Annotated in this window: 25 protein-coding genes; 15 read left to right on the top strand and 10 right to left on the bottom strand. The window is 70.5% G+C overall.

Translation table 11 applies throughout. The annotated features are described in order from the left end of the window. Nucleotides 1–2 precede the first annotated feature (2 nt). The gene (locus ACFOGJ_RS10910) at nt 3–1,580 is read right to left on the bottom strand and encodes a proton-conducting transporter transmembrane domain-containing protein (RefSeq protein ID WP_379900179.1); all 1,578 of its coding nucleotides are present in this window, start codon (nt 1,578–1,580) and stop codon (nt 3–5) included. A gap of 104 nt (nt 1,581–1,684) precedes the next feature. Here ACFOGJ_RS10910 and ACFOGJ_RS10905 point away from each other — a divergent pair, with 104 nt between their 5' ends. Together ACFOGJ_RS10905 and ACFOGJ_RS10900 are read left to right on the top strand one after the other, a co-directional pair. Then, entirely contained in the window at nt 1,685–2,578 is an 894-nt protein-coding gene (locus ACFOGJ_RS10905; RefSeq protein WP_379900177.1) for a LysR family transcriptional regulator, read from the top strand. Nucleotides 2,579–2,677: 99 nt separating this feature from the next. Next, nucleotides 2,678–2,962 (top strand): DUF1330 domain-containing protein, encoded by a 285-nt coding sequence (locus ACFOGJ_RS10900; protein WP_379900175.1) that lies wholly within the window; start codon nt 2,678–2,680, stop codon nt 2,960–2,962. A gap of 170 nt (nt 2,963–3,132) precedes the next feature. Here ACFOGJ_RS10900 and ACFOGJ_RS10895 read toward each other — a convergent pair whose 3' ends face one another. Both ACFOGJ_RS10895 and ACFOGJ_RS10890 read right to left on the bottom strand, forming a co-directional pair. Next, a complete protein-coding gene (locus ACFOGJ_RS10895) occupies nt 3,133–5,034 on the bottom strand; it encodes a hypothetical protein (RefSeq protein WP_379900173.1) in 1,902 nt (633 codons plus the stop codon). A gap of 173 nt (nt 5,035–5,207) precedes the next feature. Next, entirely contained in the window at nt 5,208–5,801 is a 594-nt protein-coding gene (locus tag ACFOGJ_RS10890; protein ID WP_379900171.1) for a vWA domain-containing protein, read from the bottom strand. 139 nt (nt 5,802–5,940) lie between these two features. Here ACFOGJ_RS10890 and ACFOGJ_RS10885 point away from each other — a divergent pair, with 139 nt between their 5' ends. From ACFOGJ_RS10885 to ACFOGJ_RS10860, 6 genes are all read left to right on the top strand, one after another. Then, nucleotides 5,941–6,648: an SDR family oxidoreductase gene (locus ACFOGJ_RS10885; protein ID WP_379900169.1), complete on the top strand. Its 708-nt coding sequence runs from the start codon at nt 5,941–5,943 to the stop codon at nt 6,646–6,648. A 27-nt stretch (nt 6,649–6,675) separates the two neighbouring features. Continuing rightward, the gene (locus ACFOGJ_RS10880; RefSeq protein WP_379900167.1) at nt 6,676–7,617 is read left to right on the top strand and encodes a Gfo/Idh/MocA family protein; all 942 of its coding nucleotides are present in this window, start codon (nt 6,676–6,678) and stop codon (nt 7,615–7,617) included. A gap of 95 nt (nt 7,618–7,712) precedes the next feature. After that, nucleotides 7,713–8,705 (top strand): AraD1 family protein, encoded by a 993-nt coding sequence (gene araD1 / locus ACFOGJ_RS10875; RefSeq protein WP_379900165.1) that lies wholly within the window; start codon nt 7,713–7,715, stop codon nt 8,703–8,705. A 9-nt stretch (nt 8,706–8,714) separates the two neighbouring features. After that, on the top strand, nt 8,715–9,581 hold the full coding sequence (locus ACFOGJ_RS10870) for an SMP-30/gluconolactonase/LRE family protein (RefSeq protein ID WP_379900163.1): 867 nt from the start codon (nt 8,715–8,717) through the stop codon (nt 9,579–9,581). Next, nucleotides 9,578–10,585, top strand: a complete 1,008-nt coding sequence (locus tag ACFOGJ_RS10865; protein WP_379900161.1) for an aldose epimerase family protein — start codon at nt 9,578–9,580, stop codon at nt 10,583–10,585. Before ACFOGJ_RS10870 ends, ACFOGJ_RS10865 begins: the two co-directional genes overlap by 4 nt. Before the next feature lie 19 nt (nt 10,586–10,604). Then, nucleotides 10,605–11,171, top strand: a complete 567-nt coding sequence (locus tag ACFOGJ_RS10860) for an alpha-ketoglutarate-dependent dioxygenase AlkB (RefSeq protein ID WP_379900159.1) — start codon at nt 10,605–10,607, stop codon at nt 11,169–11,171. 10 nt (nt 11,172–11,181) lie between these two features. Here the strand turns inward: ACFOGJ_RS10860 and ACFOGJ_RS10855 are convergent, their stop codons facing one another. The 4 genes from ACFOGJ_RS10855 to ACFOGJ_RS10840 all read right to left on the bottom strand — a co-directional run bounded on the left by ACFOGJ_RS10855 (nt 11,182) and on the right by ACFOGJ_RS10840 (nt 14,076). Then, a complete protein-coding gene (locus tag ACFOGJ_RS10855) occupies nt 11,182–11,649 on the bottom strand; it encodes a DUF3237 domain-containing protein (protein WP_379900157.1) in 468 nt (155 codons plus the stop codon). A gap of 13 nt (nt 11,650–11,662) precedes the next feature. After that, nucleotides 11,663–12,385: an aspartate/glutamate racemase family protein gene (locus tag ACFOGJ_RS10850; RefSeq protein WP_379900155.1), complete on the bottom strand. Its 723-nt coding sequence runs from the start codon at nt 12,383–12,385 to the stop codon at nt 11,663–11,665. Between the two features lie 87 nt (nt 12,386–12,472). Then, on the bottom strand, nt 12,473–13,411 hold the full coding sequence (locus ACFOGJ_RS10845; protein WP_379900154.1) for an alpha/beta hydrolase: 939 nt from the start codon (nt 13,409–13,411) through the stop codon (nt 12,473–12,475). Then, nucleotides 13,408–14,076, bottom strand: a complete 669-nt coding sequence (locus ACFOGJ_RS10840; RefSeq protein WP_379900152.1) for a TetR/AcrR family transcriptional regulator — start codon at nt 14,074–14,076, stop codon at nt 13,408–13,410. The genes ACFOGJ_RS10845 and ACFOGJ_RS10840 overlap by 4 nt, the downstream gene beginning before the upstream one ends. Nucleotides 14,077–14,244: 168 nt before the next feature. Between ACFOGJ_RS10840 and ACFOGJ_RS10835 the strand changes: the two genes are divergently transcribed. The 6 genes from ACFOGJ_RS10835 (at nt 14,245) to ACFOGJ_RS10810 (ending at nt 20,493) form a co-directional block, all read left to right on the top strand. After that, complete coding sequence (locus ACFOGJ_RS10835) at nt 14,245–15,144, top strand: shikimate dehydrogenase (RefSeq protein WP_379900150.1); 900 nt, start codon at nt 14,245–14,247, stop codon at nt 15,142–15,144. Nucleotides 15,145–15,191: 47 nt separating this feature from the next. Continuing rightward, nucleotides 15,192–16,184 carry a TRAP transporter substrate-binding protein DctP gene (dctP, locus tag ACFOGJ_RS10830; RefSeq protein ID WP_379900148.1) on the top strand — a complete coding sequence of 331 codons (993 nt, stop codon included), beginning with the start codon at nt 15,192–15,194 and terminating at the stop codon, nt 16,182–16,184. 63 nt (nt 16,185–16,247) lie between these two features. Then, on the top strand, nt 16,248–16,763 hold the full coding sequence (locus ACFOGJ_RS10825) for a TRAP transporter small permease (RefSeq protein ID WP_379900146.1): 516 nt from the start codon (nt 16,248–16,250) through the stop codon (nt 16,761–16,763). After that, nucleotides 16,756–18,051 (top strand): TRAP transporter large permease, encoded by a 1,296-nt coding sequence (locus tag ACFOGJ_RS10820; RefSeq protein WP_379900144.1) that lies wholly within the window; start codon nt 16,756–16,758, stop codon nt 18,049–18,051. The genes ACFOGJ_RS10825 and ACFOGJ_RS10820 overlap by 8 nt, the downstream gene beginning before the upstream one ends. Before the next feature lie 19 nt (nt 18,052–18,070). Next, nucleotides 18,071–19,957, top strand: a complete 1,887-nt coding sequence (locus tag ACFOGJ_RS10815) for a bifunctional sugar phosphate isomerase/epimerase/4-hydroxyphenylpyruvate dioxygenase family protein (protein ID WP_379900142.1) — start codon at nt 18,071–18,073, stop codon at nt 19,955–19,957. Between the two features lie 98 nt (nt 19,958–20,055). Further along, a complete protein-coding gene (locus ACFOGJ_RS10810) occupies nt 20,056–20,493 on the top strand; it encodes a hypothetical protein (protein WP_379900140.1) in 438 nt (145 codons plus the stop codon). Between the two features lie 10 nt (nt 20,494–20,503). On the opposite strand, the gene ACFOGJ_RS10805 is transcribed toward ACFOGJ_RS10810, so the two are convergent. The 3 genes from ACFOGJ_RS10805 to ACFOGJ_RS10795 are packed head-to-tail and all read right to left on the bottom strand — an operon-like array spanning nt 20,504 to nt 24,106. After that, nucleotides 20,504–21,847, bottom strand: coding sequence for an FAD-dependent oxidoreductase (locus ACFOGJ_RS10805; protein ID WP_379900138.1), 1,344 nt, complete (start codon nt 21,845–21,847; stop codon nt 20,504–20,506). A gap of 28 nt (nt 21,848–21,875) precedes the next feature. Next, nucleotides 21,876–22,868, bottom strand: coding sequence for an alpha/beta fold hydrolase (locus ACFOGJ_RS10800; protein WP_379900136.1), 993 nt, complete (start codon nt 22,866–22,868; stop codon nt 21,876–21,878). Further along, nucleotides 22,865–24,106 (bottom strand): ROK family transcriptional regulator, encoded by a 1,242-nt coding sequence (locus tag ACFOGJ_RS10795; protein WP_379900134.1) that lies wholly within the window; start codon nt 24,104–24,106, stop codon nt 22,865–22,867. The genes ACFOGJ_RS10800 and ACFOGJ_RS10795 overlap by 4 nt, the downstream gene beginning before the upstream one ends. Before the next feature lie 182 nt (nt 24,107–24,288). Between ACFOGJ_RS10795 and ACFOGJ_RS10790 the strand changes: the two genes are divergently transcribed. Continuing rightward, nucleotides 24,289–25,353: an ABC transporter substrate-binding protein gene (locus ACFOGJ_RS10790; protein WP_379900131.1), complete on the top strand. Its 1,065-nt coding sequence runs from the start codon at nt 24,289–24,291 to the stop codon at nt 25,351–25,353. Nucleotides 25,354–25,372: the final 19 nt, after the last annotated feature.

Raw genomic sequence — 25,372 nt, 5'->3', positions numbered from 1 at the left:
GTTCAGTTCGGCTTCGCGGTCCGGAAGCCGCCGATCAGGCGGTCCAGGACGGCATTCAGGTAGAGGCCGTTGGCCAGGTGGACCCGCAGGCCGGCGCTGGCCGGGTGATGGGCCCAGTGGGGGATCAGGGTCTGCGCCACCGCCACCGCGGCGAAGGACAGCACCGCCAGCACGATCAGCGCCCATTCCAGCGGGCCGGGCAGGGGCGGCGCCGGCAGGTGCGGCCCCCAGAGCGCGTCCGCTGCCAGCTGGAAGACGAAGTAGCCGGCGGCGGCGCCCAGGGCGGCGATGGCGGTGCGGCGGGTCAGCGCCGCCGGCGCCGCATCGGCCAGGCCCTGCGCCACCAGGTAGGCGGTGCCCAGGATCAGCATCGTGCCCAGCGCCAGGGCCTGCAGCGGCTTCGGCCCGGTGAAGGTGGTGAAGATCGCCGCCACGGCGGCATAGAGCAGCACCGCCAGGGCGAAGGACTTCAGCACCGCGGCGAGGTTCGGCACCGCCACCGGCCCGGGCCGCCGGATGGCGGCGACCGCCCGCACCGCGCTGCCGGAGCCCAGGAAGGCATGCGCCTTGTAGAGCGAATGGGCGACCAGGTGCAGCAGCGCCAGCGCCCAGAGCCCCAGCCCGCATTGCAGCAGCATGAAGCCCATCTGCGCGACCGTGGACCAGGCCAGGGCGGTCTTCACCGCGCTCTGGGTCAGCATCACCAGGGAGCCGAACAGGGCGGTCAGGCCGCCCAGGATCACCAGGGCGCCCATCGCGCCCGGGCTGGCCTGCACCAGCTCCGCGGAGCGGATCAGCAGCAGCCCGCCGGCATTGATGATCCCGGCATGCAGCAGGGCGGAGACCGGGGTCGGTGCCTCCATCACCTCGGTCAGCCAGCCGTGCAGCGGGAAGGCCGCGGTCTTCAGCGCCGCCGCCAGGACGATCAGCGCGACCGCGACATGGGCGGCCACCGGCAGGCCGGCACCGGCGCCTGCGATCCCGGCCAGGGCGGCCAGGTCGGCGGTGCCGAGGCCGAGCCACAGCAGCAGGGCGGCAGCGGCCAGCGCGACGTCGCCGGCATGCCAGACCAGCGCGAACTTGGTCGCCGCCCGCCGCGCCTGCGGCCGTTCGGCATAGAACAGCAGCAGCCGCCGCAGACAGAGCCCGACCGCCACCAGGGCCGCGAGCATCAGCCACAGGCTGCCGGCCTGGGCGAGGACCAGCACCGCCGCCAGGGCGGCCAGCATCAGGCCGTGGAAGCGTCCCTCCCGCGCCTCGCCGTCCAGATAGGTCCGGGCATAGCGCATCACGATCCAGCCGATGAAGGCGACCAGCAGGGTGAGTGTGGCGCCGACAGCGTCCAGTTGCAGTGCGGGCGCCTGCAGGGTGGAGGGGCCCGACGGACCGAAGGCCAGCAGTTGCGCAAGGCCGGCGCCGGCCAGGGCCAGCGCGGCGAGGGCGGCGCCTTCGGACAGGCGCGGCAGGCGCCCCGGCCGCCGCCCCGGCCGGGCGATGGCCAGCGCCGCCACCGCGAGCAGGACGAGTGGTGCCAGGAAGGAAAGCGGCGGCAGGATCGAAAGGGTCAGGATCGCGGTCATCGCACGGCTCCGGTGTCGGCTATTTCTCCGGGGCAGCTGATACAGGCTGTGCGAATATCAAAAAATTACATATTATATTCGAGATCATTCTATCTGATAGAACTATGGCGATCCTGAACCTGCATCATCTCCGCCTGTTCCGTGCCGTGGCGCGGGACGGCACCCTGACCGGCGCGGCGCGGGCGCTGAACCTGTCGCAATCGGCCCTGTCGACCCAGATCAAGGCGCTGGAGGCGGCGCTGGGCCATGCCCTGTTCGAGCGGCGGGGGCGCGGCTTGGTGCTGACCGAGGCCGGGCGGATCGCGCTGGATCATGCGGAGACGATCTTCCGCACCTCCGAGGACCTGCTGGCCACCCTGCGGGGCAGCGGCGGCGGCCGCCGGGCGCTGCGGGTCGGCGCCCTGGCCACCCTGTCGCGGAACTTCCAGATCGCCTTCCTGCGCCCCGTCGTCGGCCGCGCCGATGTCGAGGTCGTGCTGCGCTCCGGCGCGCAGGCGGAACTGCTGCGCGGCCTGGACGCGCTGTCCCTGGACGTGGTGCTGACCAACCTCGCCCCGGCGCGGGATGCGGCCAGCCCCTACCTGATCCGGCGCCTGGCGGAGCAGCCGGTCAGCCTGGTCGGCACGGCGGACCGCATTGGCCGCCCGGAGCGGCCGCTGGCCGACCTGCTGGCGGCGGAGCCGCTGATCCTGCCGACGCCGGAGACCGCCCTGCGGGCGGCGTTCGATGCGCTCGCCGCCGGCCTGTCGGTCACCCCGCAGATCGCGGCGGAGGCCGACGACATGGCGATGCTGCGCCTGCTGGCACGCCAGGATGCCGGGCTGGCGGTGATCCCGCCGATCGTGGTGCGCGACGAGCTTCTGTCCGGCAGCCTGGTGGAGGCGGCGCAGCTGGACGGCATCGCGGAATCCTTCTTCGCGGTGACCCTGCAGCGCCGCTTCCCCAACCCGCTGCTGGCGGAGCTGCTGGCGCGGTCGCCGGACGCCGCTGTGCCATAGACGGCCCCGGCATTGTCTTTGCTCCGGCAAGGCCGTAGACCCGCAGCGGTCCGGGTGCAGGCGCTATCCCGGCAGCACCGTCGAACAGGGAGGATGCGCATGCCCAAGGGCTATCTGGTCGTCTGCTATCGCGAGACGCCGAAGGACGAGAACCTGGCCACCTATGCCGCGGGGGCGAAGACGGCGATCGAGGCGGCGGGGGGCCGCTTCATCGCGCGCGGCGCCCCGGTGAAGACCTTCGAGGCCGGCCTGCAGGAACGCACCGTCGTCATCGAGTTCGAAAGCACGGACGCGGCGATCCGGTCCTATGAGAGCGAGGCCTATCAGAAGCTGCTGCCGGGCCTTGGCGTGCTGCGCGACATGCGGGTGGTCGAGGGCGTGTAGGGGATTCCCGACCTCTGATCGACCCGAGGCCCAGGTGACGTTTTGTACCGGAGACATGGGTAACACCTCCGGGATGCCGACTGCGGATATGGTGCCGCTTCCATTCTTTCGGAAATGTGCGAGGCCGGGCGCCGCCCGTGGCCGCTATTCCAGCACCTGGATCGCCCGGGTCAGGTAGCGCCGGGCCAGGGTCGGGGAGAGGCGTTCCGACCGTTCCACCGGGTCCGACATCTCCGGCGTGCCGCCGGCTTCCAGGCGCGGCTCGACGGTGCCGTCCGGCAGGCGGTAGTGCCGGCGCCAAAGCGGCAGCTCCGGGTCGGCCTCCAGCGCCGCATCGAGGGCGAGCAGCCTGTCGAGTTCGCTTGCGGGCGCGGGCGCGGGCGCGGGCGCGGGGGGCGGCGGCGGAGAAGCCGCCTCCGGCTGCCGCTCCGGCGATGCGGGCCGGTCGTCCGTCTCGACCGGGATGCGGGCGGTGAGGTCCAGCCGTTTCGTCCCGCCGTCGTCGTCGGACGCTGCGGCATCCGTGCCGGCCGGCCGGCCGATGCATCCGGATCGTCGCCGGACCTGTCCGCAGTTTCCGGTTCCGGCCGGTCCGCATTCAGGTCGATGCGCCAGGCGTCGCGCGCCTTCTGGACGGCGACCAGCAGCGCCGGGTCCTTGTCCTGCAGGTCCCGGTCGATGACCAGGCTCCTCCGTTGCGATGGCGCAGGGCCGGGCCGCGGTGTCGGCGCGTCGGGCAGGTCCATGAAGTCGCGGATCGCGGATGCGATGTCCCGGGCATTCGACGCCGCGTAGTACTTGCCCCGGCCGATCCCCGCCAGCACCGTGAAGCTCAGGCTCTGGCTTGTATCGATGCCGAGGATCGAGAACGGTGCCTTTGCAGCCCCGCCGGTCGCGGCCGCATCGAAGTAGCGGGGGGTCAGTTCCAGGGCGCGCACCGGGTTCGCGCCGCCGACCCACTCCGCCTGCAGGTTGAGCAGGTAGCGGCCGGACACCGGCACATCCATGAAGATCGTGCCATGGGCGACCTGGATCTGGACATGCCGGATGCCGGCCCCCTCGGGTCCGCGGGCCCACACCGAGATCCGGGCGCCGCGGATGAGGTTGCCGGCCGGGTCGTAGTCCGGCTGCGGCAGTCCGGCCAAAGCGATCGCGACCACGCCCTTGCGCGGCAGGTCGAGGCTGAACCAGTCCTGGTCCCTGTCGGGATAGAAGCTGACCTGCTTCGCGATGCCGTCCTCCAGCGGGCAGGCGGTCTCCATGCTGTCGTTCGGTTCGCAAGTGTCCCAGTCCGGCGCGAAGGAGAGGGTCAGGCCGGCCGGCAGCACGAAGGGGCGGTCGGCCATCAGGCGGAATCTGTGGCTGCCGGCCGCCAGCCGCAGGCTGCGGCCCTTGTCGAGGCGCGTCCGATCGTCATTGTCGGCCTGCAGCCAGAGGTCGAGATCCGGGTCGTGCAGTTCGGTGACGGCGAACCCGGCCGTCAGCCAGTCCGGTCTGTCCATTTCGATCAGATAGGGGTCGCTGTCGTTCCGGGGGTAAAGGGAGACCGGGCCCCCGGCCCTCGGCGAGTCCGGGCCCGGGGCGAAGCGGGTCCGTGTCGCTTCCCCGTCATTGGGCTCGAACGCGTCCGTGTCGGGATCCCAGAGGTTGAGGGAGGTCGTGCCGTTCCCGTCCCAGCGGCTCATGCCGAACGCGTCGTCGACGCCCGCGCGCCGGCGGATCGTGACCGTGTAGGCGCCGGGCGTGGCGAGACGGGCCCCGAGATCGCCGATCACCCGGCCGTCGTCATCGGTCACTGCCGCGTCAATACGGTCCATGGTCTCGAAATCGGTTTCGACCGCCAGCAGGCCCGGCTCGGGCACGAAGACCCGCCATGCCGCTTCCGCCTTGGGTTCGTCGAGCGCGAACGATATGTCGGTGTCCACCGCGACATCGACCGGGCCAGCGGCCCGGGCAGCGAAGGGCACGGCCAGGATGGACAGGGCCAGGATGGACAGGGCCAGGATGGACAGGGCCAGGAGGGGCAGGGCCGCAACCGGCCGCAGTCCGGCGATGCCCCGACGCGCGGTCATGGCGCCTGCAGCGCGACCGCGCCGGGTCCGATCAGGCGCTGTACCTGGTCCGCCAGATCGTCGCGGGAGGTGGTGCCGGCCCGCATGCCCTCGGCCCGCTGGTGCAGCGCCGCGACGGCGGGCCCGGTTTCGGCCGTCCGCTCGCGGACCCAGCCGCCCGACCAGTTGATCGATCAGACCGTGCGTCCGCGCGACGAGACGTAGGCGACCGGGTGGCGCCGGACGGTCAATGCGGCGCTGTCCCGGGCCGGATCGTCGAAATCGCTCTCGCGATACTCGATCACATCGACCCAGTAGTTCGCCATATAGGGGCTGTCGTCTGTGCCGGCACGATAGGCGCTCCAGCCGATCTCGCGCGGCCGTTCCTCCTCTTCGGGGGCCTCCTCCGCCGCCGGTTCCTCCGGCTCGTCCGGCGCGATCTCGGCGACGGCCGTGGTGGCGCCCGCGCCGCAGGTCGTCTCCCTGTCCGAGAAGGTCAGCAGTTTGCGCTCCTGGTAGCGGGCATTGTCGGAAAGGTAGCGATTCGCGAACCGGATGCCGTCCCCCAGCGGGGTGCCGCCGCTGGGGGCGATGCCGGCCAGTCCCTCCAGGATCTCTTCCGGATCGTCGGTGAAGGGCACGACGACCCGGATGTCGCCGCAGGTGAAGAAGACGATGAGGGCCGCCTCGTCGTTCGGCTGCAGGCTCCGCACCGCTTCCGAGATGCCGCCCTTGGCCTCGCCTATCCGGTTGTCGTCGCCCATCGACCCGGAGGCATCCAGCAGCATGACGAACGACCGCCCGGCGGCGTTATCGACTGGGTCAGCATCGAGGCGCTGGAATAGCCCGGCCGGGCGATCCCGGGCCATCCCAACAGGCAGGATGACGGAGGCTGGACAGGCCGTGCCGGATGCCTAGCCTTCGGGCATGACCCGAACCCATGCACAGCATGCCATCGTCACCGGCGGTGCCGGCCTGATCGGCATAGGCATCTGCGCTGCCCTGGCGGATGCGGGCTGGGAGATCGCATCCCTTGACCTGGAAACGGGGCCGGACGGTGTCCGCCACCTCGCCTGCGACGTAACCGACGAGGCTTCCGTGGCCGGCGCCTTTGCGGCGTTGGGCTGGGATGGCCTCGACCTGCTGGTGAACAATGCCGGCATTGCCGGCGCCCATGGCCGGCCGCTGGCGGAGATGACCTTGGCGGAATGGCGGCGGGTGACCGACAGCCACCTGACCGGGACCTTCCTGATGAGCCGGGCGGCCCTGCCGCTGCTGCGGGCGGGTAGTGCAGAGGTGGCCAGCAGCATCGTGAACATCGCCTCCACCCGCGCCTTCATGTCGGAGCCGCATTCGGAGGCCTATGCCGCGGCGAAGGGCGGCGTCGTGGCGCTGACCCACGCCATGGCCATCAGCCTCGGCCCGAAGATCCGGGTCAATGCCATCGCGCCGGGCTGGATCTCCGGCGAGGCGGATCTGTCGCCTGCGGACCATGACCAGCATCCGGCGGGCCGGGTCGGTCGGCCGGCCGACATCGCGGGAGCGGTGCTGTACCTGGCCGGCGCCGGCTTCGTCACCGGGCAGGTGCTGACCGTCGACGGCGGCATGACGCGTAAGATGATCTACGAAGAATGAGCGGCGCAGCGGATGAAGGAGAACGCCATGGCGCGCAGCCTGGCGATCGGCATTGCCGGTCTGGGAAAGATCGCCCGCGATCAGCATCTGCCGGCGATCGCGGCGCATGACGGCTTCCATCTGGCCGCGACGGCGGACCCGGCGGGCGGCATCGACGGCGTGGAGCATCACGACAGCCTCGATGCGCTGCTCGCCGCGCGGCCCGACGTGGCGGCAGTGGCGCTCTGCGTGCCGCCACAGCTGCGCTACGGCCTGGCGCGGACAGCGCTGCTCGCCGGCCGGCATGTCCTGCTGGAGAAGCCGCCCGGTGTGACGGTGGCGGAGGTGCTGGCGCTGGACCGGCTGGCTGCGGAGCGCAACCTGAGCCTGTTCGCGACCTGGCATTCCCGCCATGCGCTGGGCGTCGCACCGGCAAAGGCATGGTGCGCGGCGAACCGGCCCCGCAGGGTGCGGGTCGACTGGCGGGAGGATGTGCGCTGGTCGCATCCGGGACAGCAGTGGATCTGGCAGCCCGGCGGCTTCGGCGCGTTCGACTTTGCCATCAACGCGCTGTCGATCCTGACGGAGATCCTGCCCGCCCCGCTGCGGGTCACGCGGTCGGCGCTCGACTTTCCGGCCAACCGGGAGACGCCGATCGCCGCCAGGCTGGAGCTGGCGGGGGAACTGCCGGGCGAGGCCGGGCTCCAGGTCGAGGCGGTGATCGACTGGCGCAGCGAGGGCGACCCGGTCTGGGACATCCTGGTCGAGGGGGCCGGAGGTCGTCTGGCGCTGACGGCGGGCGGCGCCGAACTGGCAATCGACGGTGCGGCGCAGCGCCTTCAGGGACCGGGAGAATATGCCGATATCTACGACCGTTTCGCCGCCCTGGTGGCGGCCGGCGAACGGGACGTGGACCCGGCGCCGCAGATCCTGACCGCCGACGCCTTCCTGCTGGGCCGCATCCGCCGGGTGGGGCCGTTCGAGGATTGATCGATCCCGCCCGGATGCCGGTTTGATCTGCGGGCCGTCCGGCCCGACACTGTCGGGCGGAACCTGGCCGGGGCCACAACCGGGGGAGGAAGGTCATGCTGCTGTCGCAGGTACAGCGGGCGGATGGCGGCGTGCAGGCCGTTGTCCGCGACGGCGCGGAGGCTTTCGAAGTCGCCGGCGGTGCCCCGCTCTACGACATCGCAATGGATTGCATCGCCGCCGGGCGGGGCCTTCGCGACGGCATCGCCGCGCGGGGCCGGGGCGCCGCTGTGGATCTGGCGCGCATGGAGGCGGAGGGACGGCTGCTGCCGCCGCTGCTGCACCCCGACCCGGCGCATCTGCACCTGACCGGCACCGGCCTGACCCATCTGGGTTCTGCGGCCACCCGCGACGCCATGCATGCTGCCGGCGGCGGCGATGAGCCGGTGACGGACTCGATGAAGATGTTCCGGATGGGGGTGGAAGGCGGCAAGCCGGACGGCGATGCGGCCGGCGTGCAGCCGGAATGGTTCTACAAGGGCAATGGCTCGGTGCTGGCGGCGCCCGGCGCGGCGCTGCCGATGCCCGGCTTTGCTGAGGATGGCGGCGAGGAGCCGGAGATCGCGGGTGTCTACATCATCGCGCCCGACGGCACGCCCTGCCGGCTGGGCTTCGCGCTGGCCAACGAATTCTCCGACCATGTGATGGAGCGGCGCAACTACCTCTACCTCGCCCATTCCAAGCTGCGCCCGGCCGCCTTCGGCCCGGAACTGCTGGTCGGCGACCTGCCGGCGCATGTGGAGGGCATCTCCCGCATCCGGCGCGGCAATGCGACCCTCTTCGAACAGCCCTTCCTGTCGGGAGAGGCGAACATGTCGCACAGCATCGCCAACCTGGAGCATCACCACTTCAAGTACGGCCTGTTCCGCCAGCCGGGTGACGTGCATGTCCACATGTTCGGCACCGCCACCCTGTCCTTCGCCGCCGGCCTGGCCTGCGCCGACGGCGACATTTTCGAGATCGAGGCGGCGCCCTTCGGCCTGCCGCTGCGCAATGTGCTGCGCTCCGCCCCGGCCGGCGCCGGGCGGGTCGCTGTGCGCCAGCTCTGAGGGGGAGCCATGACGACCACCACCGCCAGCCTGTTCGACGCCCGGCACTGCTTTCTGGGCGAAGGGCCGCTCTGGCATCCGGAGCGCGGGCAGTTCTTCTGGTTCGACATCATCGGCAACCGCCTGCTCAGTCGTGCAGGCGACGCGGCGCAGGAATGGCGGTTCGAGGAGCATGCCTCTGCAGCCGGCTGGATCGACGCGGACAGCCTGCTGGTGGCGACCGAAAGCGGCGTGCGGCGGCTGAACCTCGCCGACGGCAGCCACGAGCCGCTGGCCGCGATCGAGGCGGACGAGCCTGCCACACGCTCCAACGACGGCCGCGCCGACCCGCAGGGCGGCTTCTGGATCGGCACCATGGGCAAGAAGCAGGAGCGGGGGCTGGGCTGCATCTACCGCTACTACCGCGGCGCGGTGGAGCTGCTCTACCGTGGGATCTCCATCCCCAACGCGATCTGCTTCGCGCCGGGCGGCCGGCTGGCCTATTTCGCCGACACGCCGACCCGCCGGATCATGGCGCAGCCCCTGGATGCCTCCGGCTGGCCGGATGGGCCGGCCGAGGTCTTCGTCGACCTGTCGGCGGAGAAGCTGAACCCCGACGGCGCCGTGGTCGATGCCGGAGGCGGCCTGTGGAACGCCCAGTGGGGCGCGGCGCGGGTGGCCCGCTACACCCCGGACGGCCGTTTCGACCGCGCGGTCGCGGTGCCGGGACGCCATGCCTCCTGCCCGGCCTTCGGCGGCCCGGGCCTGACGCAGATGCTGGTCACCACCGCGCGGGAAGGGATGGACGATCCCGATGACGACCAGGGCCGCACCTACCTGGCCGATCCCGGCATCGCCGGCCAGGCCGAGCACCGGGTCGTGCCGGGCCCGTCGTGACAGCGGGTCCCGCGCCGTTCGGGCGGATGCCCGACGGCCGCGCCGTGGAGCGGTTCCGGATCGCCGGCGGTCGCCTGACCGCCGACATCCTGACCTACGGCGCGACGGTGCAGGATCTGCGCCTGGACGGCATCGGCCATCCGCTGGTGCTGGGCGCGCCGGAGCTGGCGCCCTATCTGCAGCGCATGCCCTATTTCGGCGCCATCGTCGGCCGCTTCGCCAACCGCATCGCCGGCGGCCGTTTCCGCCTGGACGGCCGGGACTGCCGGACCGACCGCAACTTCCGCGGCCGCCACACCCTGCACGGCGGCAGCATCGGCACCGGGCAGCGGCTCTGGCAGTTGCAGGCGCTGCGCGACGACAGCGCGACCCTGGCGCTGGACCTGGCGGATGGCGAGATGGGCTTTCCCGGCGCCATGCAGGTGACCGCGACCTATACCCTGACGGCGGACGATGCCCTGCAGGTGGAGATCGCGGCGGAAACGGATGCCGCCACCCCCTGCAGCTTCGCCCATCACAGCTACTTCAACCTGGACGGCGGTGCCGATATCTGCGGGCACCGCCTGCGGGTCGATGCGGACCGCTACCTGCCGGTCGACGCGGACCTGATTCCGGCGGGCCAGCCCGCGCCGGTGGCCGGCACCCCCTTCGACTTCCGAACCCCCCGGCCGATCGGACGGCACGGCATCGACCACAATTTCTGCCTGTCGGACGTCGCCCCGGCCGCCGACGCCCCGCTGCGTACGGTGGCGAGACTGTCGGGCACGGCCGGCGGCCTGCATATGGACATCGAGACGGCGCAGCCCGGCCTGCAGGCCTATGACGGCGCGCAGTTCGACGGCCTGCCCGGCCTGGAGGGGCGGCGCTACGGCGCCTTTGCCGGCATCACCCTGGAAAGCCAGGCCTGGCCGGACGCGCCGAACCGGCCGGACTTCCCCGCCGCGATCCTGCGCCCCGGGCAGCGCTACCGGAACCTGACCCGTTATGTCTTTGGCCGCGACTGACGACCGGTCAGCATTGCGGATGCATCGGCTGGACGATGCGCATGCGGTGCAGCTCGGCCGCCTGCCGGACAGGCTGCTGCCGGATGCGGCCGGCTTCGACGCGCTCTGGGGGCTGCACCCGCCGGAGCCGCCCCGCATCCACCTGCATGGCCGCCGGGTGGCGCTGCCACGCTGGCAGGAGGCCTATGGCCGGGACTACCACTTCTCCGGCGCGACCAAGGCGGCGCAGCCGGTGCCCGGCCTGCTGCAGCCGCATCTGGACTGGGCGCGGGACACGATCGACCGCCGGCTGAACGGCCTGCTGCTGAACTGGTACGACGGCGCGTTGGGCCATTATATCGGCGCGCACCGGGATTCCCGCCGCGACATGGTCGAGGGCGCGCCCATTGTCACCCTGTCATTCGGCGAGGCGCGGGTGATGCGCTTCCGCCGCTGGAAGGGAACGGAACGGCACGATCTGCCGCTGGCCCATGGCAGCGTGCTGGTCCTGCCCTATGCGGCGAACCTGGTCTGGACGCATGAGATCGTGAAATCGGCGCGGGCGCGCGGCCGGCGGATCTCGGTCACCCTGCGGGCCTTTGTTTGAGAGGCGTTGGTCAGGACACCATGTAGACGTCGATCGCGATCGTGCTGCCGCTCAGCAGCAGGGAGCAGACGAAGATCCGCTCGCGCAGCCAGGCATGCGGGCCGTCGGCCACGTCGAAGACCGGCGCGCCGCGCATGTAGAATTCCTCCGGCGGCACCGCCTCGCCGCGGCGCAGCGCCTCTGCAATCTCCGGCGTGGAGACGCGCAGGCCGCGATTGTGGACGTAGATCAGGGTGCCGTCGGCGGCTTCGACCGTGTAATGCGCCTCGATCCGGGAATGGCCATCCGGCGTGATCACCGGCCAGTCCGACCCGCCGGGCAGGATGCGCCCCGACAGCCGCGGGCCGGAGACGCGGCCGCCCAGGATCTCGATATGCAGACGCTCGCCCATCGGGCCGGCGCCGAAGAAGCGGGGCGGGCCAAGCTCCGCCTCGATGGTGAAGACATAGGTCAGGCCGGGCTGCGCCGGTTTGGTCATCGTGGTTTCCCCCTCATGGCTTTGCGAATTCTCCCGGCAGGATGCCGTCGATCGCCGCCTGTAGCGCACGCTGCGCCAGCAGGCGGGTGGAATCCAGTGCCGGCAGGCCGGCATTGCCATCGTCGAGCACCAGCGGCAGTTCGGTGCAGCCCAGCACCACCGCGTCGCAGCCGGCGGTGCGGAAGCCGGCGATCGCGGCCTGCAGGGCGGCCAGCGAGGCCGGCTCCTGCCGGTCGTTGACCAGCTCCTCCATGATGATCCGGTCGATGGCGGCGATCTCCGCCTGCGGCGGGCGCTGCCAGGCGATGCCGCGCGCGTCGAGGATGCCGGGATAGACTTGGCTCTCTACCAGCCAGCGGGTTCCCATCAGGCCGAGCCGGCCGAAACCGCGCGCCTGCGCCGCCTCGGCCACCACCTCTGCGATGTGCAGCCAGGGCAGGGGACTGTGCGGCGCGACCAGGTCGAAGGCGGCGTGGATGGTGTTGTCGGGGCAGATCAGGAAATCCGCCCCGGCATCGGCCAGCCGCCAGGCCGAGGCCAGCATCAGCGCCGCCACCCCGGTCATGTCGCCGGCCTGCAGCCGGTCGACATAGTCCGCCAGCGACAGGCCGTGCAGGGACACCTCCGGATGCGCATGGGCCTGGTCCAGCAGGGCGGGCGCGCGGGTGCAGATCGTGCGGTAGCAGAGCGCCGCGCCCTCCGCAGAGCAGGCGACGATGCCGATATGCAGGGCCATGGGCCGGGCCTTTCCGGACAGTTCCGCACCGAACCTTCTCGGTAGAGCCGCCGGCCGCCGGCCGCAAGCGCGTTGGCGGGCAGGCTGCTATGCGGATCTGTCGCTGTATGCCGCCGCCAGCCAGTCGGCCATCCGCTGCAGCGCGGCGCGGCTGTCGGCGCAATGGCCCATGGCGCGCAGATAGCCGTGGATCAGGCCCGGGCCGCGGTCCAGGGTGACCGGCACCCCGGCGGCCTGCAGCGCATCGGCATAGGCCAGCCCGCTGTCGCGCAGCGGGTCGAATTCCGCGACGGCGATATAGGTTGGCGGCAGGCCGCCATGGTCGGCGGCCAGCAGCGGCGCCGCGCGCGGGTTGCGCAGGTCGGCCGGGTCCGGGCAATAGGCGGCGTTCACCGCCGCCATATGCGCCACCCTCACGATCGGGCCGTCGGCATTCTCCGCATAGGAGCGGCGGCTGCCGTCGAAATCGCAGGCCGGATAGATCAGCAGCTGCGCCATCGGCGCGGCGTCGCTGCCGCGCAGGTCCAGGCAGGTCGCGGCGGCCAGGTTGCCGCCGGCACTGTCGCCGCCGACCGCGACCCGTGCCGGGTCGATCCCCAGCCCGGCCGCCTGGTCGCGGACATGGCGCACCACCGCCAGGCACTGTTCCAGCGCGGCGGGGAAGGGATGCTCCGGCGCCTTGGCATAGTCGACGCTGACCACGGTCTGCCGGTTCCAGGCGGCGATCCGCGCGGTGATGTCCCAGTGGGTTTCCGGGCTGCCCTGCATCCAGGCGCCGCCATGCAGGTAGACCAGGCAGGGCTGCGTGCCGCCGTCGCGGTGGCGAAAGATCCGTACCCGTACCGGCCCCGCCGGGCTGTCGATCCAGCGCACGGTGTCGCAGTCGACGCCGTCCGGTGTCGGCAGGCGCATCTCCGCGGCGATCACCTCGAAGAAGGCGCGGCGTTCCGCCGGCGTGGCCTCGGCCTTCAGGCGCGCCCATTTCCCGTCCCAGGTCTCCAGGAACGGCAGCAGTGCGGGGTTCATCGTCGGGGATCTCCGTCGCGTTTCCGGACATGGCCCAGGATCATGTCGACGACCTGCTCGCGCAGGGCCTCCTGCGCCGGCCGGGCATAGATGCCGGCGCCGAACAGGACGGAGAAGGTCGGCCTGTTGGAGACATTGAAGAAGGACAGGGCGCTGATCTTCCAGTGCAGTTCCACCGGGTCCAGGCCGGGGCGGAAGGCACCCTCCGCCTCGCCGCGGACGATGATGTCGGCAAGCCGTTCGATCGCACCGACGTTCAGGTCCCGGATGACGGCGGAGGTCTTCAGGAACTCCGCATGGTGGATGTTCTCGATCATCACCATGCGGATGAAGTCGGGGTTGCGGCGGTGATGGTCGAAGGTGAAGGCGACCAGCCGCGCGAGTGCCTCCAGCGGCGGCAGGTGCGCCAGGTCGAGCCTGCCCTCCCCCTCGCGCACCTTGGCATAGGCGGCCTCCAGCGCGCGGGCATAGAGCCCCTCCTTGTCGCCGAAATAGTAGTAGATCATCCGCTTCGAGGTCTTGGTCTTCGCCGCGATCTCGTCGATGCGGGCGCCCGACAGGCCGTTCGTCGCGAACTCCGAGGTGGCGACGCGCAGGATGTCGCGCTTCACCGCCTCCGGGTTCTGCTTCCAGCCCTGCTTCGGGGCATCCTTCTTCCTTTTCACGGGCTTGTCCAAGCGCCGGCTCCCCCTATCCGCAGCCGTCCTACCACGTTCCAATTGTACCGGCCAGTACATTGCAATTGACTCATTTAACCAGTTCGTACATTTTGGATGGCAGCCGCGACAGACGGACGAAGGGCGCTACGCCCTGGAAGCGGGGGGAACGAGGGAATGGCCCTGAGCCTGGATGCCGACGATCCGGTGGCCGCCGACAGCGGCGCCGCCGGCCGCCCGCGCCTGCGGGTGGGCCTGGTCGGCCAGGGCATCGGGCCGTCGCGCACCCCGGCGATGCACGAGGCGGAGGGTGCGGCCCATGGCCTCGACTATCGCTATCGCCTGCTCGATCCCGCCGCCATGGCGCCGTCGCCGGACCTGGGCGAGCTGCTCGATGCGGCCGAACGCGCCGGCTATGCCGGGCTGAACGTCACCTATCCCTATAAGACGGCCGTGATCGACCTGCTGGACGAGCTGTCGGATGCCGCCCGCATGGTGGGGGCGGTCAACACGGTGGTGTTCCGCGACGGGCGCCGGCGCGGCCACAACACCGACTTCTGGGGCTTCGCGGAAAGCGTACGCCGCTTCCTGCCGGACGCACCGCTGGACGATGTGCTTCTGGTCGGTGCCGGTGGCGCCGGCGCGGCCGTCGCGCATGCCCTGCGCACCTTGGGGGTGCGCCGCCTGCTGATCGCCGATGCGGAGCCGCAGGTGGCGGAACGGCTGGTGGACCGGGTGAGTGCCGCCGCCGGCGCTGCCCTGGCGCGGCCCGTCACCGACATGGCCGCCGCCGCGGCCGACGTGAATGGCATCGTCAACGCCACCCCGGTCGGCATGGCGAAACTGCCGGGCACGGCGATCGAACCCGACCTGCTGGCGCCGCGCCACTGGGTGGCGGACATCGTCTATTTCCCGCTGGAAACCGAGCTCCTGCGTGCCGCGCGGGCGCGGGGCTGCCGCTGCCTGGACGGCTCCGGCATGGCGGTGTTCCAGGCGGTGCGCGCCTTCGAACTGTTCACCGGGCTGACGCCCGACAGCGATCGGATGCGGGCCACGTTCGAGGCCCTCTCCGGATGAGCGGCCGCCCGGTGCGGGCGGCCGGATAAGACGAAAGGGAGGACATCATGCGTATCGGATTGACAGCGACGGCGCTGGGCGCCGGCCTGGCGGGCCTCGTCCTGGCCATGGCGCCGGCGCCCGTGCCCGCGCAGGACAAGGTCGAACTGATCTATTCCGACACGGTGCCGGAGGCCGACATCCGCACCAAGACCCTGCGCAGCGCCTTCGGCGACTGCCTGGGGGACGGCTTCGACTTCAAGTCCTATCACGGTGCCACCTTGTTCAAGCAGGGCACGGAGCTGACCGCGATGCAGCGCGGCAACCTGGACATGGGCAACCTGGCGATCTTCGACTTCTACAACCAGGTGCCCTCGACCTCCGTCCTCGGCACGCCGTTCCTGTTCCGCGACTATGACCATATGCGCGCCGTCTACGACAGCGACGTCCTGGACCCGCTCCTGAAGGAGATCGAGGAAAAGGCCAAGGTGAAGATCCTGGCCTTCCCTTACATCGGCGCACGGCACCTGGGCTATAAAGCCGACAAGCGGGTGATGAGTCCGGCCGATCTGGACGGCATGAAGCTGCGCATGCCGCCGGGCGAGGGCTGGCAGTTCGTCGGCGAGGCGATGGGTGCGACCCCGGTGCCGGTGCCCTTCACCGAGGTCTATACCGCCCTGCAGACCGGCGCGATCGATGGCCAGGACAACGGCTTCCCGGCGACCCGGTCGATGAAGTTCGACGAGATCCTGACCCATATCGGCAAGACCAGCCATCTGATCGCCGCCAACGAGTTCACCATCGGTCTGGACAAGTGGAATTCCATGACCCCGGCGCAGCAGGCGAAGGTGCAGGAATGCGCCGACAAGTTCGAGGCGGCGCTGGACGCGGTCACGATCGCGCAGGAGACCGAGCTGGAAGGGTCGATGAAGGCGAACGGCATCGACGTCTACATGCCCGACAATGCCTCCTTCCGCGAACATGTGCTGCAGGTCTACCGCGACTCCAAGTATTCCGCGGACTGGCCGGACGGCCTGGTGGAGGCGATCAGCGCGAAGTAACGGCAGTGGGACGGGCGGGCAGGCGATGGTCGGTCGCCTGCCCGCCCCGACCCTGCGCAGACCATGGACCGCCTTACCGATATCGGCCTCTGGCTCGGCCGCCGCGCGGAGAATGTCTGCGCGGTCCTGCTGGCCAGCATGTTCGTCACCTTCCTGCTGCAGGTCCTGTTCCGCTATTTCCTGAACCTGCCCGTGGGCTGGACGGTGGAATGGGTCACCATCGCCTGGCTGTGGGGGATCCTGTTCGGCTATGCCTTCGTGGTGCGGGAGGTGGACGTGATCCGCCTCGACCTGGTCTACGGCATCGTGCCGCCCTGGCTGCGGCGCGGCTTCGACCTGGTCTCCGGTCTGACGGTGGCGCTGGTCTTCGCCTGGACCCTGCCGCAGGCCTGGGACTATGTCGCCTTCATGTCGATCGAACGCACGGCCTATATCCGGCTGCCGTTCAGCATCGTCTTCGCCATCTACATCCCCTTCGCCGTGGCGGTGATCCTGCGCTCCCTGGCCACTGCCTGGGCGGCCCTGCGGGGCGCGCCGAGTAAGGTGTTCGGCGACCATTCCGGTCATGCCTATGACTGACCCCTTCACCCTGGCGATGATCCTGATCGTCGCGCTGTCGATCATGGGCGCCTCGATCGGGGTGGCGATGATCGCCGGGTCGATGGTCTATCTGCTGCTGAAAGGGTTCGACAGCTCTCTGGCACCGGAGACCCTGCTGCAGGGGCTGTTCAACAGCTACACCCTGCTGGCGATCCCGCTGTTCGTCCTGGCCGCCGACATCATGAATGTCGGCAGCCTGGCCGACCGGCTGCTGCGCTTCAGCCAGGCGCTGGTGGGGCGCTTCCGCGGCGGGCTGGGCCAGGTCAACGTCGTGTCCTCGCTGATCTTCTCCGGCATGTCCGGCTCCGCCGTGGCGGACGCGGTCGGCATGGGCAAGATCATCATCGGCATGATGACCCGCGACGGGAAGTACAGCCCCGCCTATGCCGCTGCGATCACCGCGGCCACCGCGACGATCGGGCCGATCATCCCGCCGTCGATCCCGATGGTGCTCTATGCCCTGGTGGCGGACCAGTCGATCGGCTACCTGTTCGCCGCCGGCCTGCTGCCGGGCCTGCTGATGGCGTTCGCGATGGGCGCGATGAACTACGGCATCGCGCGTATCCGCGGCTTTCCCACCGACGAGCGGGTGCCGCTGCGCGCGCTGCCCGGCATCACCGGCCGCGCCATCCCCGCCCTGATGCTGCCGGTGATCCTGCTGGGCGGGATCTATTCCGGCATCATGACGCCGACGGAATCCGCCGCCGTCGCCGCCGCCTATGCGCTGGCGGTGTCGGTGCTGTTCTACCGCTCCGTCAGCGGCGGCCAGCTCTACGACGCGCTGGCCTCGAGCGCGCGATCCACCGCCGCCGTCGGCGTGCTGGTCGCCGGCGCGATCACCTTCAACTACGTCATCGCGCGCGAGAACGTGCCCGACGATATCGCCGCCTTCCTGGACCGGTTCGAGCTGGGGCGGATCGGCTTCCTGCTGGCGATCAACCTGCTGCTGCTGGCGCTGGGCTGCGTGCTGGAAGGCGGCGCGATCCTGCTGATCGTGGTGCCGATCCTGATCCCGGCGGTGCAGGCGATGGGCATCGACCTGGTGCATTTCGGCGTCATCGCCGTGGTCAACGCGATGCTCGGCCTGATCACCCCGCCCTACGGGCTGCTGCTGTTCATCACCGGCAATATCACGCGGCAGCCGCTCGCCCGGATCATCGCCGAGATCTGGCCGTTCATCCTGGCGCTGGTGCTGGCGCTGGCGGTGATCACCTTCGTGCCCGGCTTCGTGCTCTTCCTGCCGCGGCTGCTCGGCTACCAGGGATAGGCCAGGAGGGAATGCCGGCATGAAGACCTCGATCGCCACCGTCTCGATCTCCGGCAGCTTCCGGGAGAAGCTGGCGGCGATCGCCGCCGCCGGCTTCGACGGGCTGGAGATCTTCGAGCAGGACTTCATCGCCCATGACGGCAGCCCGAGCGACGTGGCGGCGATGGTCCGCGACCACGGGCTGGAGATCCTGCTGTTCCAGCCGCTGCGGGATTTCGAGGGGCTGCCGGAGCCGCTGCGCGCCAAGGCGTTCGACCGGGCGGAACGCAAGTTCGACCTGATGCAGGAGCTGGGCACCGACCTGGTGCTGATCTGCTCGTCGGTGCATCCGCAGGCGCTGGGCGGCATCGACCGCGCCGCCGCCGACTTCCGCGACCTGGGCGAGCGGGCGGTACGGCGCGGCCTGCGGGTGGGTTACGAGGCGCTGGCCTGGGGACGCCATGTCAGCGACCATCGCGATGCCTGGGAGGTGGTGCGCCGCGCCGACCATCCCAATGTCGGCCTGATCCTGGACAGCTTCCACACCCTGGGCCGCGGCATCGACCCGGACACGATCCGGTCGATCCCCGGCGATCGCATCTTCTTCGTCCAGCTGGCCGACGCGCCGCGGATCGCCATGGACCTGCTGTACTGGTCGCGGCATTTCCGCTGCATGCCGGCGGAAGGCGATCTGGACGTCACCGGCTTCATGCGGGCGGTTGCGGCCGCCGGCTATCGCGGCCCGGCCAGCCTGGAGATCTTCAACGACCAGTTCCGCGGCGCCAACCCGCTGCAGCTGGCGCGCGACGGCCACCGGGCGCTCGTCGCGCTGCTGGACGATGTCCGACGGCTGGAACCGGACTCAGGCATCGACATCGCGCCGTTCCCGGCCCGGATCGCGACCGAGGGGGTCAGCTTCATCGAGTTCGCCACGCGGGGCGAGGAGGCGCAGGCGCTGGCGACGCTGCTGGACAGCCTGGGCTTCGCCCGCGCCGGCCGGCACCGCAACAAGCATCTGGATCTGTGGTGCCAAGGCGACATCCGCATCGTCCTGAACCAGGAGCTGGCGGGCCATGCCGCCCATGCCTGGAACGCGCGCGGCACCAATGTCTGCGATATCGGCCTGCAGGTCGCCTCTGCCGCCGACGCGCTCGACCGTGCCGCGGCACTGGGGGCAGAACCGTTCCGGCAGCCGCTGGGGCCGGGCGAACTCGACATCCCGGCGATCCGTGGCCTGTCCGGCAGCGTGCTGCACTTCATCGACCGCGGCTCCGGCCTGGACCGGGTCTGGGAGGTCGAATTCGACACCGCGGCAAATGCCGAGGCCGGCGCCGGCCTGACCCGCATCGATCATCTGGCCCAGACCATGAGCTATGACGAGATGCTGAGCTGGACCCTGTTCTACACCTCCATCTTCGCCATGCGGAAGGCGCCGGTGGTCGACGTAATCGACCCCGACGGGCTGGTCCGCAGCCAGGCGGTGGAGAGCCCCGACGGCGCCCTGCGGATCACCCTCAACGGCGCCGATTCCCACCGCACCCTGGCCGGCCGCTTCCTGTCGGAGAGCTTCGGCGCCTCGGTCCAGCATGTGGCGCTGGCGACGGACGACATCTTCGCGACCATGGAGGTGCTGGCCGCCCGCGGCTTCGCGGCCCTGCCGGTCCCGGACAACTATTATGCCGACCTGGCGGCCCGCTTCGACCTGCCGCCCGGCCTGCGGGAGCGGATGCAGCGCTGGAACATGCTGTACGACTGCGAAGGCGATGCCGGCTTCTTCCAGGTCTATTCCCGTGCCTTCGCCGGCGGCCTGTTCTTCGAGATCGTGCAGCGCGCCCCCGGCTATCGCGGATTCGGTGCCCCCAACGCGCCGTTCCGCATCGCCGCTCAAAAGCGGCTTCATCGCAGTGGCGCGGCCCTGCCCGCTTAATTCCCTCGCCGCATGACCGGACTTTCGTCCGGTTGCCATGCGCGCCTCGTCTGCCTACCAAAGAGGCGGCTTGCGGCAGACCGGCGTGGGGACAGGGCGTGGGGCAGGGAGAGTTCGAGTACAGCGCATCCGTGGATCATCGGGGCGTAGTCATCGTCAAGGTCGCTGGCCTGTTCGACGCGCAGGCCTGGCTCAAGCGGCAAAAGGAATTGCTGGCTTCGGCCGATCCGCCGCCCCTGCACGAGGGCCGCCCGACCATCGTCGACCTGACAGGTTTCGTCCCCACGGAATCCGACTGGGCGGGAGAGGCCGATATCGTCTTCGGTTTTCTGAAGCGCATGGGGCACCGGCCGGGCCGGCGGGCGATGATCGTCGGCGAGAACCAGTCGGCGGGATACGCGCTCCGCTTCTACGACGCCCTGGCAAGCGCCCTTCTGGACGTGCAGGGAGAGATGCGGCTGTTCCGCAATTTTGCCGAAGGCTATGCCTGGGTGACGGCGGCGGAGACGGCGTCTGCCGGTGGCGGCACCGACTGAGCCGCCGGGGTCAATACTTCGCGACCGCCGGCCCGGCATCCGCGGCCCAGCGGTAGTGCCGGCGGTCCACATTGTCGGCGACCCGCGTGGCCATCGCCGCCGGGTCGATCTGCTGCACACTCCCGCTGCCGGCCAGGTCGAGGGCATGGGCCGCCGCCATGCCCATGGCGATGCAGGGACCCATCACCCGCACGCTGGACAGGGCCGAGACGTCGGCATCGATACAGCGGCCGGCGGCGACGACGTTCTGCGCCTCCGCCGGCACCAGGCTGCCCAGCGGCACATAGTGGACATGGTCCTCGTCGAACAGGATCCAGTGATGGCCGTCGCCATGGTCGTGCAGCTCGATCGGCCAGGCGGTGCGTGCCACCGCATCGTCGAAACGGGTGCCGGCGCGGATCTCGTCGACGGTCAGGTGGTGGCGGCCGACGATCCAACGGGTCTGCCGGATGCCCGGGGTGCCGAAGGAGCGGATCTTCGCCTGCCCGAAGCAGTCCGGGAATTCGGCCCTCAGGAATTCCACCGCGCGCAGCGCCTGCTCGCGGCCGTCCAGCGCCTTCGCCGATGCCTCCACCGGGTCCAGCGGCGTCTCGATATGGGTCATGTTCATCGCCGCGATGCCGCGCCCCGGGATGGTGAAGCCCAGCCCCTCGCGCCGCAGCAGGCCATAGGCATCGCCGTGTTCCCGCAGCCGCTCCGCGATCTCCACCTTGGTCGGCTGGTGCGCCTCCACGATATGCTCCAGCACCACCATCTGGGTGCCGAACACGCCCTTCGTCTCCGGCACCCGGCAGGGGAAGCCGGCCGCCCAGGCGAGCGCGGCATCGCCGCTCGCCTCCACCCAGCCCTGCGCCTCGATCCGCACCGGGCCGTAGCGGGTCATGAAATCCGCCGCCTCGATCCGGCCGTCCGCGGCCTGTGCGGCCATCAGCTGCGCGCCCAGCACCACGGTGATGCCGGCCTCGCGGATGCGGCTTTCCACCCAGCGCCCCAGCGCCACCTCGTCGTAGTAGACGACGGTGGTGTTGGGGCCGTGGCGGTAGTGGATCGCCTTGTCCTCCGCCTCCAGCCAGGCCAGCAGGTCGTCGGCGATGCCGTGGGTGAACTGGTAGCCATGCGTGCCGTTGGAGAACAGGCCGCAGAAGGTGGCGATGATCGAATTCACCGCCTGGCCGCCCAGCACCGGCTGGCCGTCGACCAGGACGACCTTCCGCCCCAGCCGGGCCGCCTGCAGCGCCGCGGAGACGCCGGAAATGCCGGCGCCGACGACGCAGATCTCCGCCGCCACCCGGCGCGGCGGCTCGTCGCCCTGTCGGCGGACGATGCGGGTCGCGGTGCTGGGGTTCGAATGCATGCCGATAGTCGCTCCCGGTTTCCGGCCGTCAGGCGTCGTGGTACACGAGCACCCGCCGGACGGCGCGTCGCCGCGCGCCCGCCGTGCCGGGATCCGCGCCGGCGGCGCGCTGCTGCAGGCTGGCCTGCAGCCAGGCAAGCAGGTCGCCCAGCACCTCCTCCCGGTTGGTCTCGTTCAGCACCTCGTGCCGGGCGCCCGGATAGACCCGCGCCGTCAGATTGCGCAGGCCGGCACTGCGATAGCGTTCGATCTGGGCGCCGAAATGGTGCAGGAAGCCGTTGATCGGGTCCCGTTCGCCACTGAGCATCAGCACCGGCAGGTCCGGCCGGATCCGCTGCAGTTCGGTCGGGTCGCGCAGCCGCGGCCCGGCGGCATAGAAGCTGTCGCGCGATGCCGGCGCCACGGCGAAGCCGCAAAGCGGGTCGTCGAGATAGCGGTCGACAACCGCGGGATCGCGGCTGAGCCACTGGAAAGGGGCGTCGGCGGCGGAGAAGGTCGCATCGCGGCTGATCTCCTCCGGATCCTTCTTGCCGACAGACTGGTGCAGCAGATCGAGGGCGGAACCGCCGGACATCACGATGCCGCTGACCGCATGGCTGTTCTCGATCGCGAACAGCTGCGCGGCGAAGGCGCCCATGCTGTGACCGAGCAGGAAGATCGGCGTGCCGGGGTTTTCCGTGGCTGCCAGCCACACCACCTGGCGCAGATCCTCCACCAGGCCGGCGAAGCCGCCTCGGCCGAAATCGCCGAGCTGTCCCTGTGCCGCCGCCTGGCCATGGCCGCGATGGTCGTTGGCATAGACGGCGCAGCCGCGGCTCGCCAGGTTCGTGGCGGTCCAGCGATAGCGCAGCGCATGTTCCGCCAGGCCGTGCGAGACGATGACGATCGCCTGCGGGCTGCCGCGCGGCAGCCAGCGATGGACGGGAATCGTGGCGCCGTCGGAGGCCAGGATGCCGAAACTCTCCTGCCAGAGGCCGAGGGTCCGGGGCGCGACGCCCGCCATCCGCTGCAGGCCGCTCATGTCCGGCCACCCCGCGACGGTGCGGATGGGGGGCCGCCGGATTGTGCGCCGCCCCCCTCCGGGCCCTGCCGGGTCAGCCGGTCCAGGCGCGGCGCGAAGCGTTCATGCAGCGCGACTGCCGCCGCCGCGCCGGCCAGGGAGCCGGGCTGCGGCTTGAGCCGGCGGATCGCGGGCACCGCCAGCCCCAGGGACGGCAGGCGGGCGAGGCCGTCGCGCAGCCGCGCCTCGATGCGGTCGCCGAAGGCGTTCGGCGGATCGACCTGCAGCACCACCGCTTCCAGGTCGAGGCAGGCCTGTACCGCCTGCACCCCGGCCAGCACGGCATCGGCAGCGGCGCGGCTCCAGGCGGCGACCAGCTTCGGCTGCTCGTTCATGGCCCGGTACAGGTCGTCGAGGTCCGCCGCCGGGCTGCCGGCCGCTGTCAGCCTTCCCCGAAGCGCCGCAAAGCCGGCCACCGCGCCCACCGTCAGGCCGGAGGGTGCCGGCAGCGCGGCGAAGCGGCCGGCACGGCCCTGTGCGCCGCCATGCGGGGCGCCGCCCAGGACCAGGCAGGAATCAACCGTATCGCCGATGGCCAGGTACAGATAGTCGCGGATCCGCGGCATCTCCACCTGCATCGCCATGGCCAGCGCACCCACCGCGGCACCGCGGTGCAGGTGGACCGGCAGGCCGTCGAACTCCGGCAGGACCCGGTCCAGGGACAGGCCGCGCCACTGCGCGGCGGCCTCTTCCAATGCGCCTGCCGTGGCGGCGGGCTCGGCGATGAAGGCGGGTTCCGCGACCCCGATGCCGGCAATGCGGGCGCGGTCGATGCCGGCCTCCCGCACATGGGCGAGCACCGCTGCCACCCCCTCGGCGAAGGCGGCACGCAGGGTGGCCGGATCGGGCCGGTCGAAGTCGGTCAGCGCGCGATAGGCCACCGCCCCGGTGAAATCCACCAGAACCGCCTCCAGGAAGCGGGGGCCGATATCGATGCCGATCGCAAAGGCGCCGTCGGGGCAGAGCGCGTAGAGGGTGGAAGGATGGCCGACCGCGCCGGCGCGGCGGCCGCCCTCGCGGATCAGGCCCTGCTGCAGCAGTTTCTCGAAAATGCCGTTCACCGCCTGCGGCGAGAGAGCGATCTGCCGTGCCACCTCCGGTTTGGAGGCGGTGCCGGCGCGACGCAGCGCGGCCAGGATCGCACGCTCGTTATGGCGGCGGGCGTCGCGCGCGGTGGTCGCTCTCGAACTGGCGGTCATCGACTGGCCTGGCTGCGATGCGGGATCGGTTGGCGCCGGAAGTGTAGCGGCCCAGGCGGCCGGAGCAATCACGGTTGATTGGGTTTGTCAATTTATCAAGTAAATTGACAAACAAACTTCCAGCGTGATCTGGTTGCCGAAACACGGGAGCCAGATTGCTGGCCGCATATGGGAGGAAGGCTGTGAGACCGATCGTTTCTGCCCTCGGGCTGTCCCTGCTGATCGCGACCGCCGCGCCGGTACTGGCGGCGGATGAGGTGGAACTGCTGCCCGACGGGCTGATGACGCCGACCACCGAAGAGATGGTCCCCGCCGACAAGTACAAGAAGGACCCGCCCTGGACGATCGGCATGTCGTTCGGCGGTGTCGGCAACAGCTGGATCGTGCAGATGATCCAGGAAGCCAAGTACGTTGCGGCGCAGAACCCGAAGATCGGCGAGTTCATCTTCGTCGAGGCGAACTGGCAGCCGGCGAAGCAGGTCTCCGACATGGAGGACCTGATCACCCGTAAGGTCGACGCCCTGATCGTTGGCCCGATCGCCTTTCCGCTGGTGAAGACCCAGGTCGATGCGGCGATTGCCGCCGGCATTCCGGTCATCACCTTCGGCGTCAGCGACGGCGAGCTGAACTCCACCACCGAGATCATGGGCGGCGGCGAAGAGTTCGGCCGGGTCGGCGGCGAGTTCCTGCGCGACAAGCTGGGCGGCGAGGGCACCGTCTGGGCCTTCCGCGGCGTCGCCGGCGTGGGCGAGGAGACCCTGCGCTACAACGGCTTCGTGAAATCGCTGGAAGGCTCCGACATCAAGATCGGCGCCGAGGTGTTCGGCGACTGGAACTATGCCAAGGGCAAGCAGCTCTGCGAGAACCTGGTCCTCTCCGGCCAGCCGGTCGACGGCATCTGGTTCTCGGGCGCGGAGATGACGCGGGCCTGCATCGACGTTTTCCAGGACACCGGCAAGCCGATGGTGCCGATGACCGGCGAGGGCAATAACGGCTTCCTCAAGGTCTGGAGCGAGTCCGGCATCGACAGCGTCGCACCGGTCTTCACCCCGGGCCTGGGCCCGGCCGTGGTGCGGGCGGCCGTCGCGCTGCTGGAGGGCAAGCCGGTCTACAAGACCTACTTTTCCTCGCCGCCGCCGATCACCAATGCCAACCTGTCGGACTATGTCCGCGACGACCTGAACGATGCCTTCTGGGTGCCGTCCACCCTCCCGGAGGACGAAATCCAGAAGACCTTCAAGCGCTGACCTCGGGTCCTGTCCCGGC

The organism is Marinibaculum pumilum (assembly GCF_042646425.1).
Taxonomy (GTDB): Bacteria; Pseudomonadota; Alphaproteobacteria; order Ferrovibrionales; family Ferrovibrionaceae; genus Marinibaculum; species Marinibaculum pumilum.
Note: the sequence above shows the minus strand (reverse complement) of the source record. Positions and strands in the feature narration are given on the sequence as shown.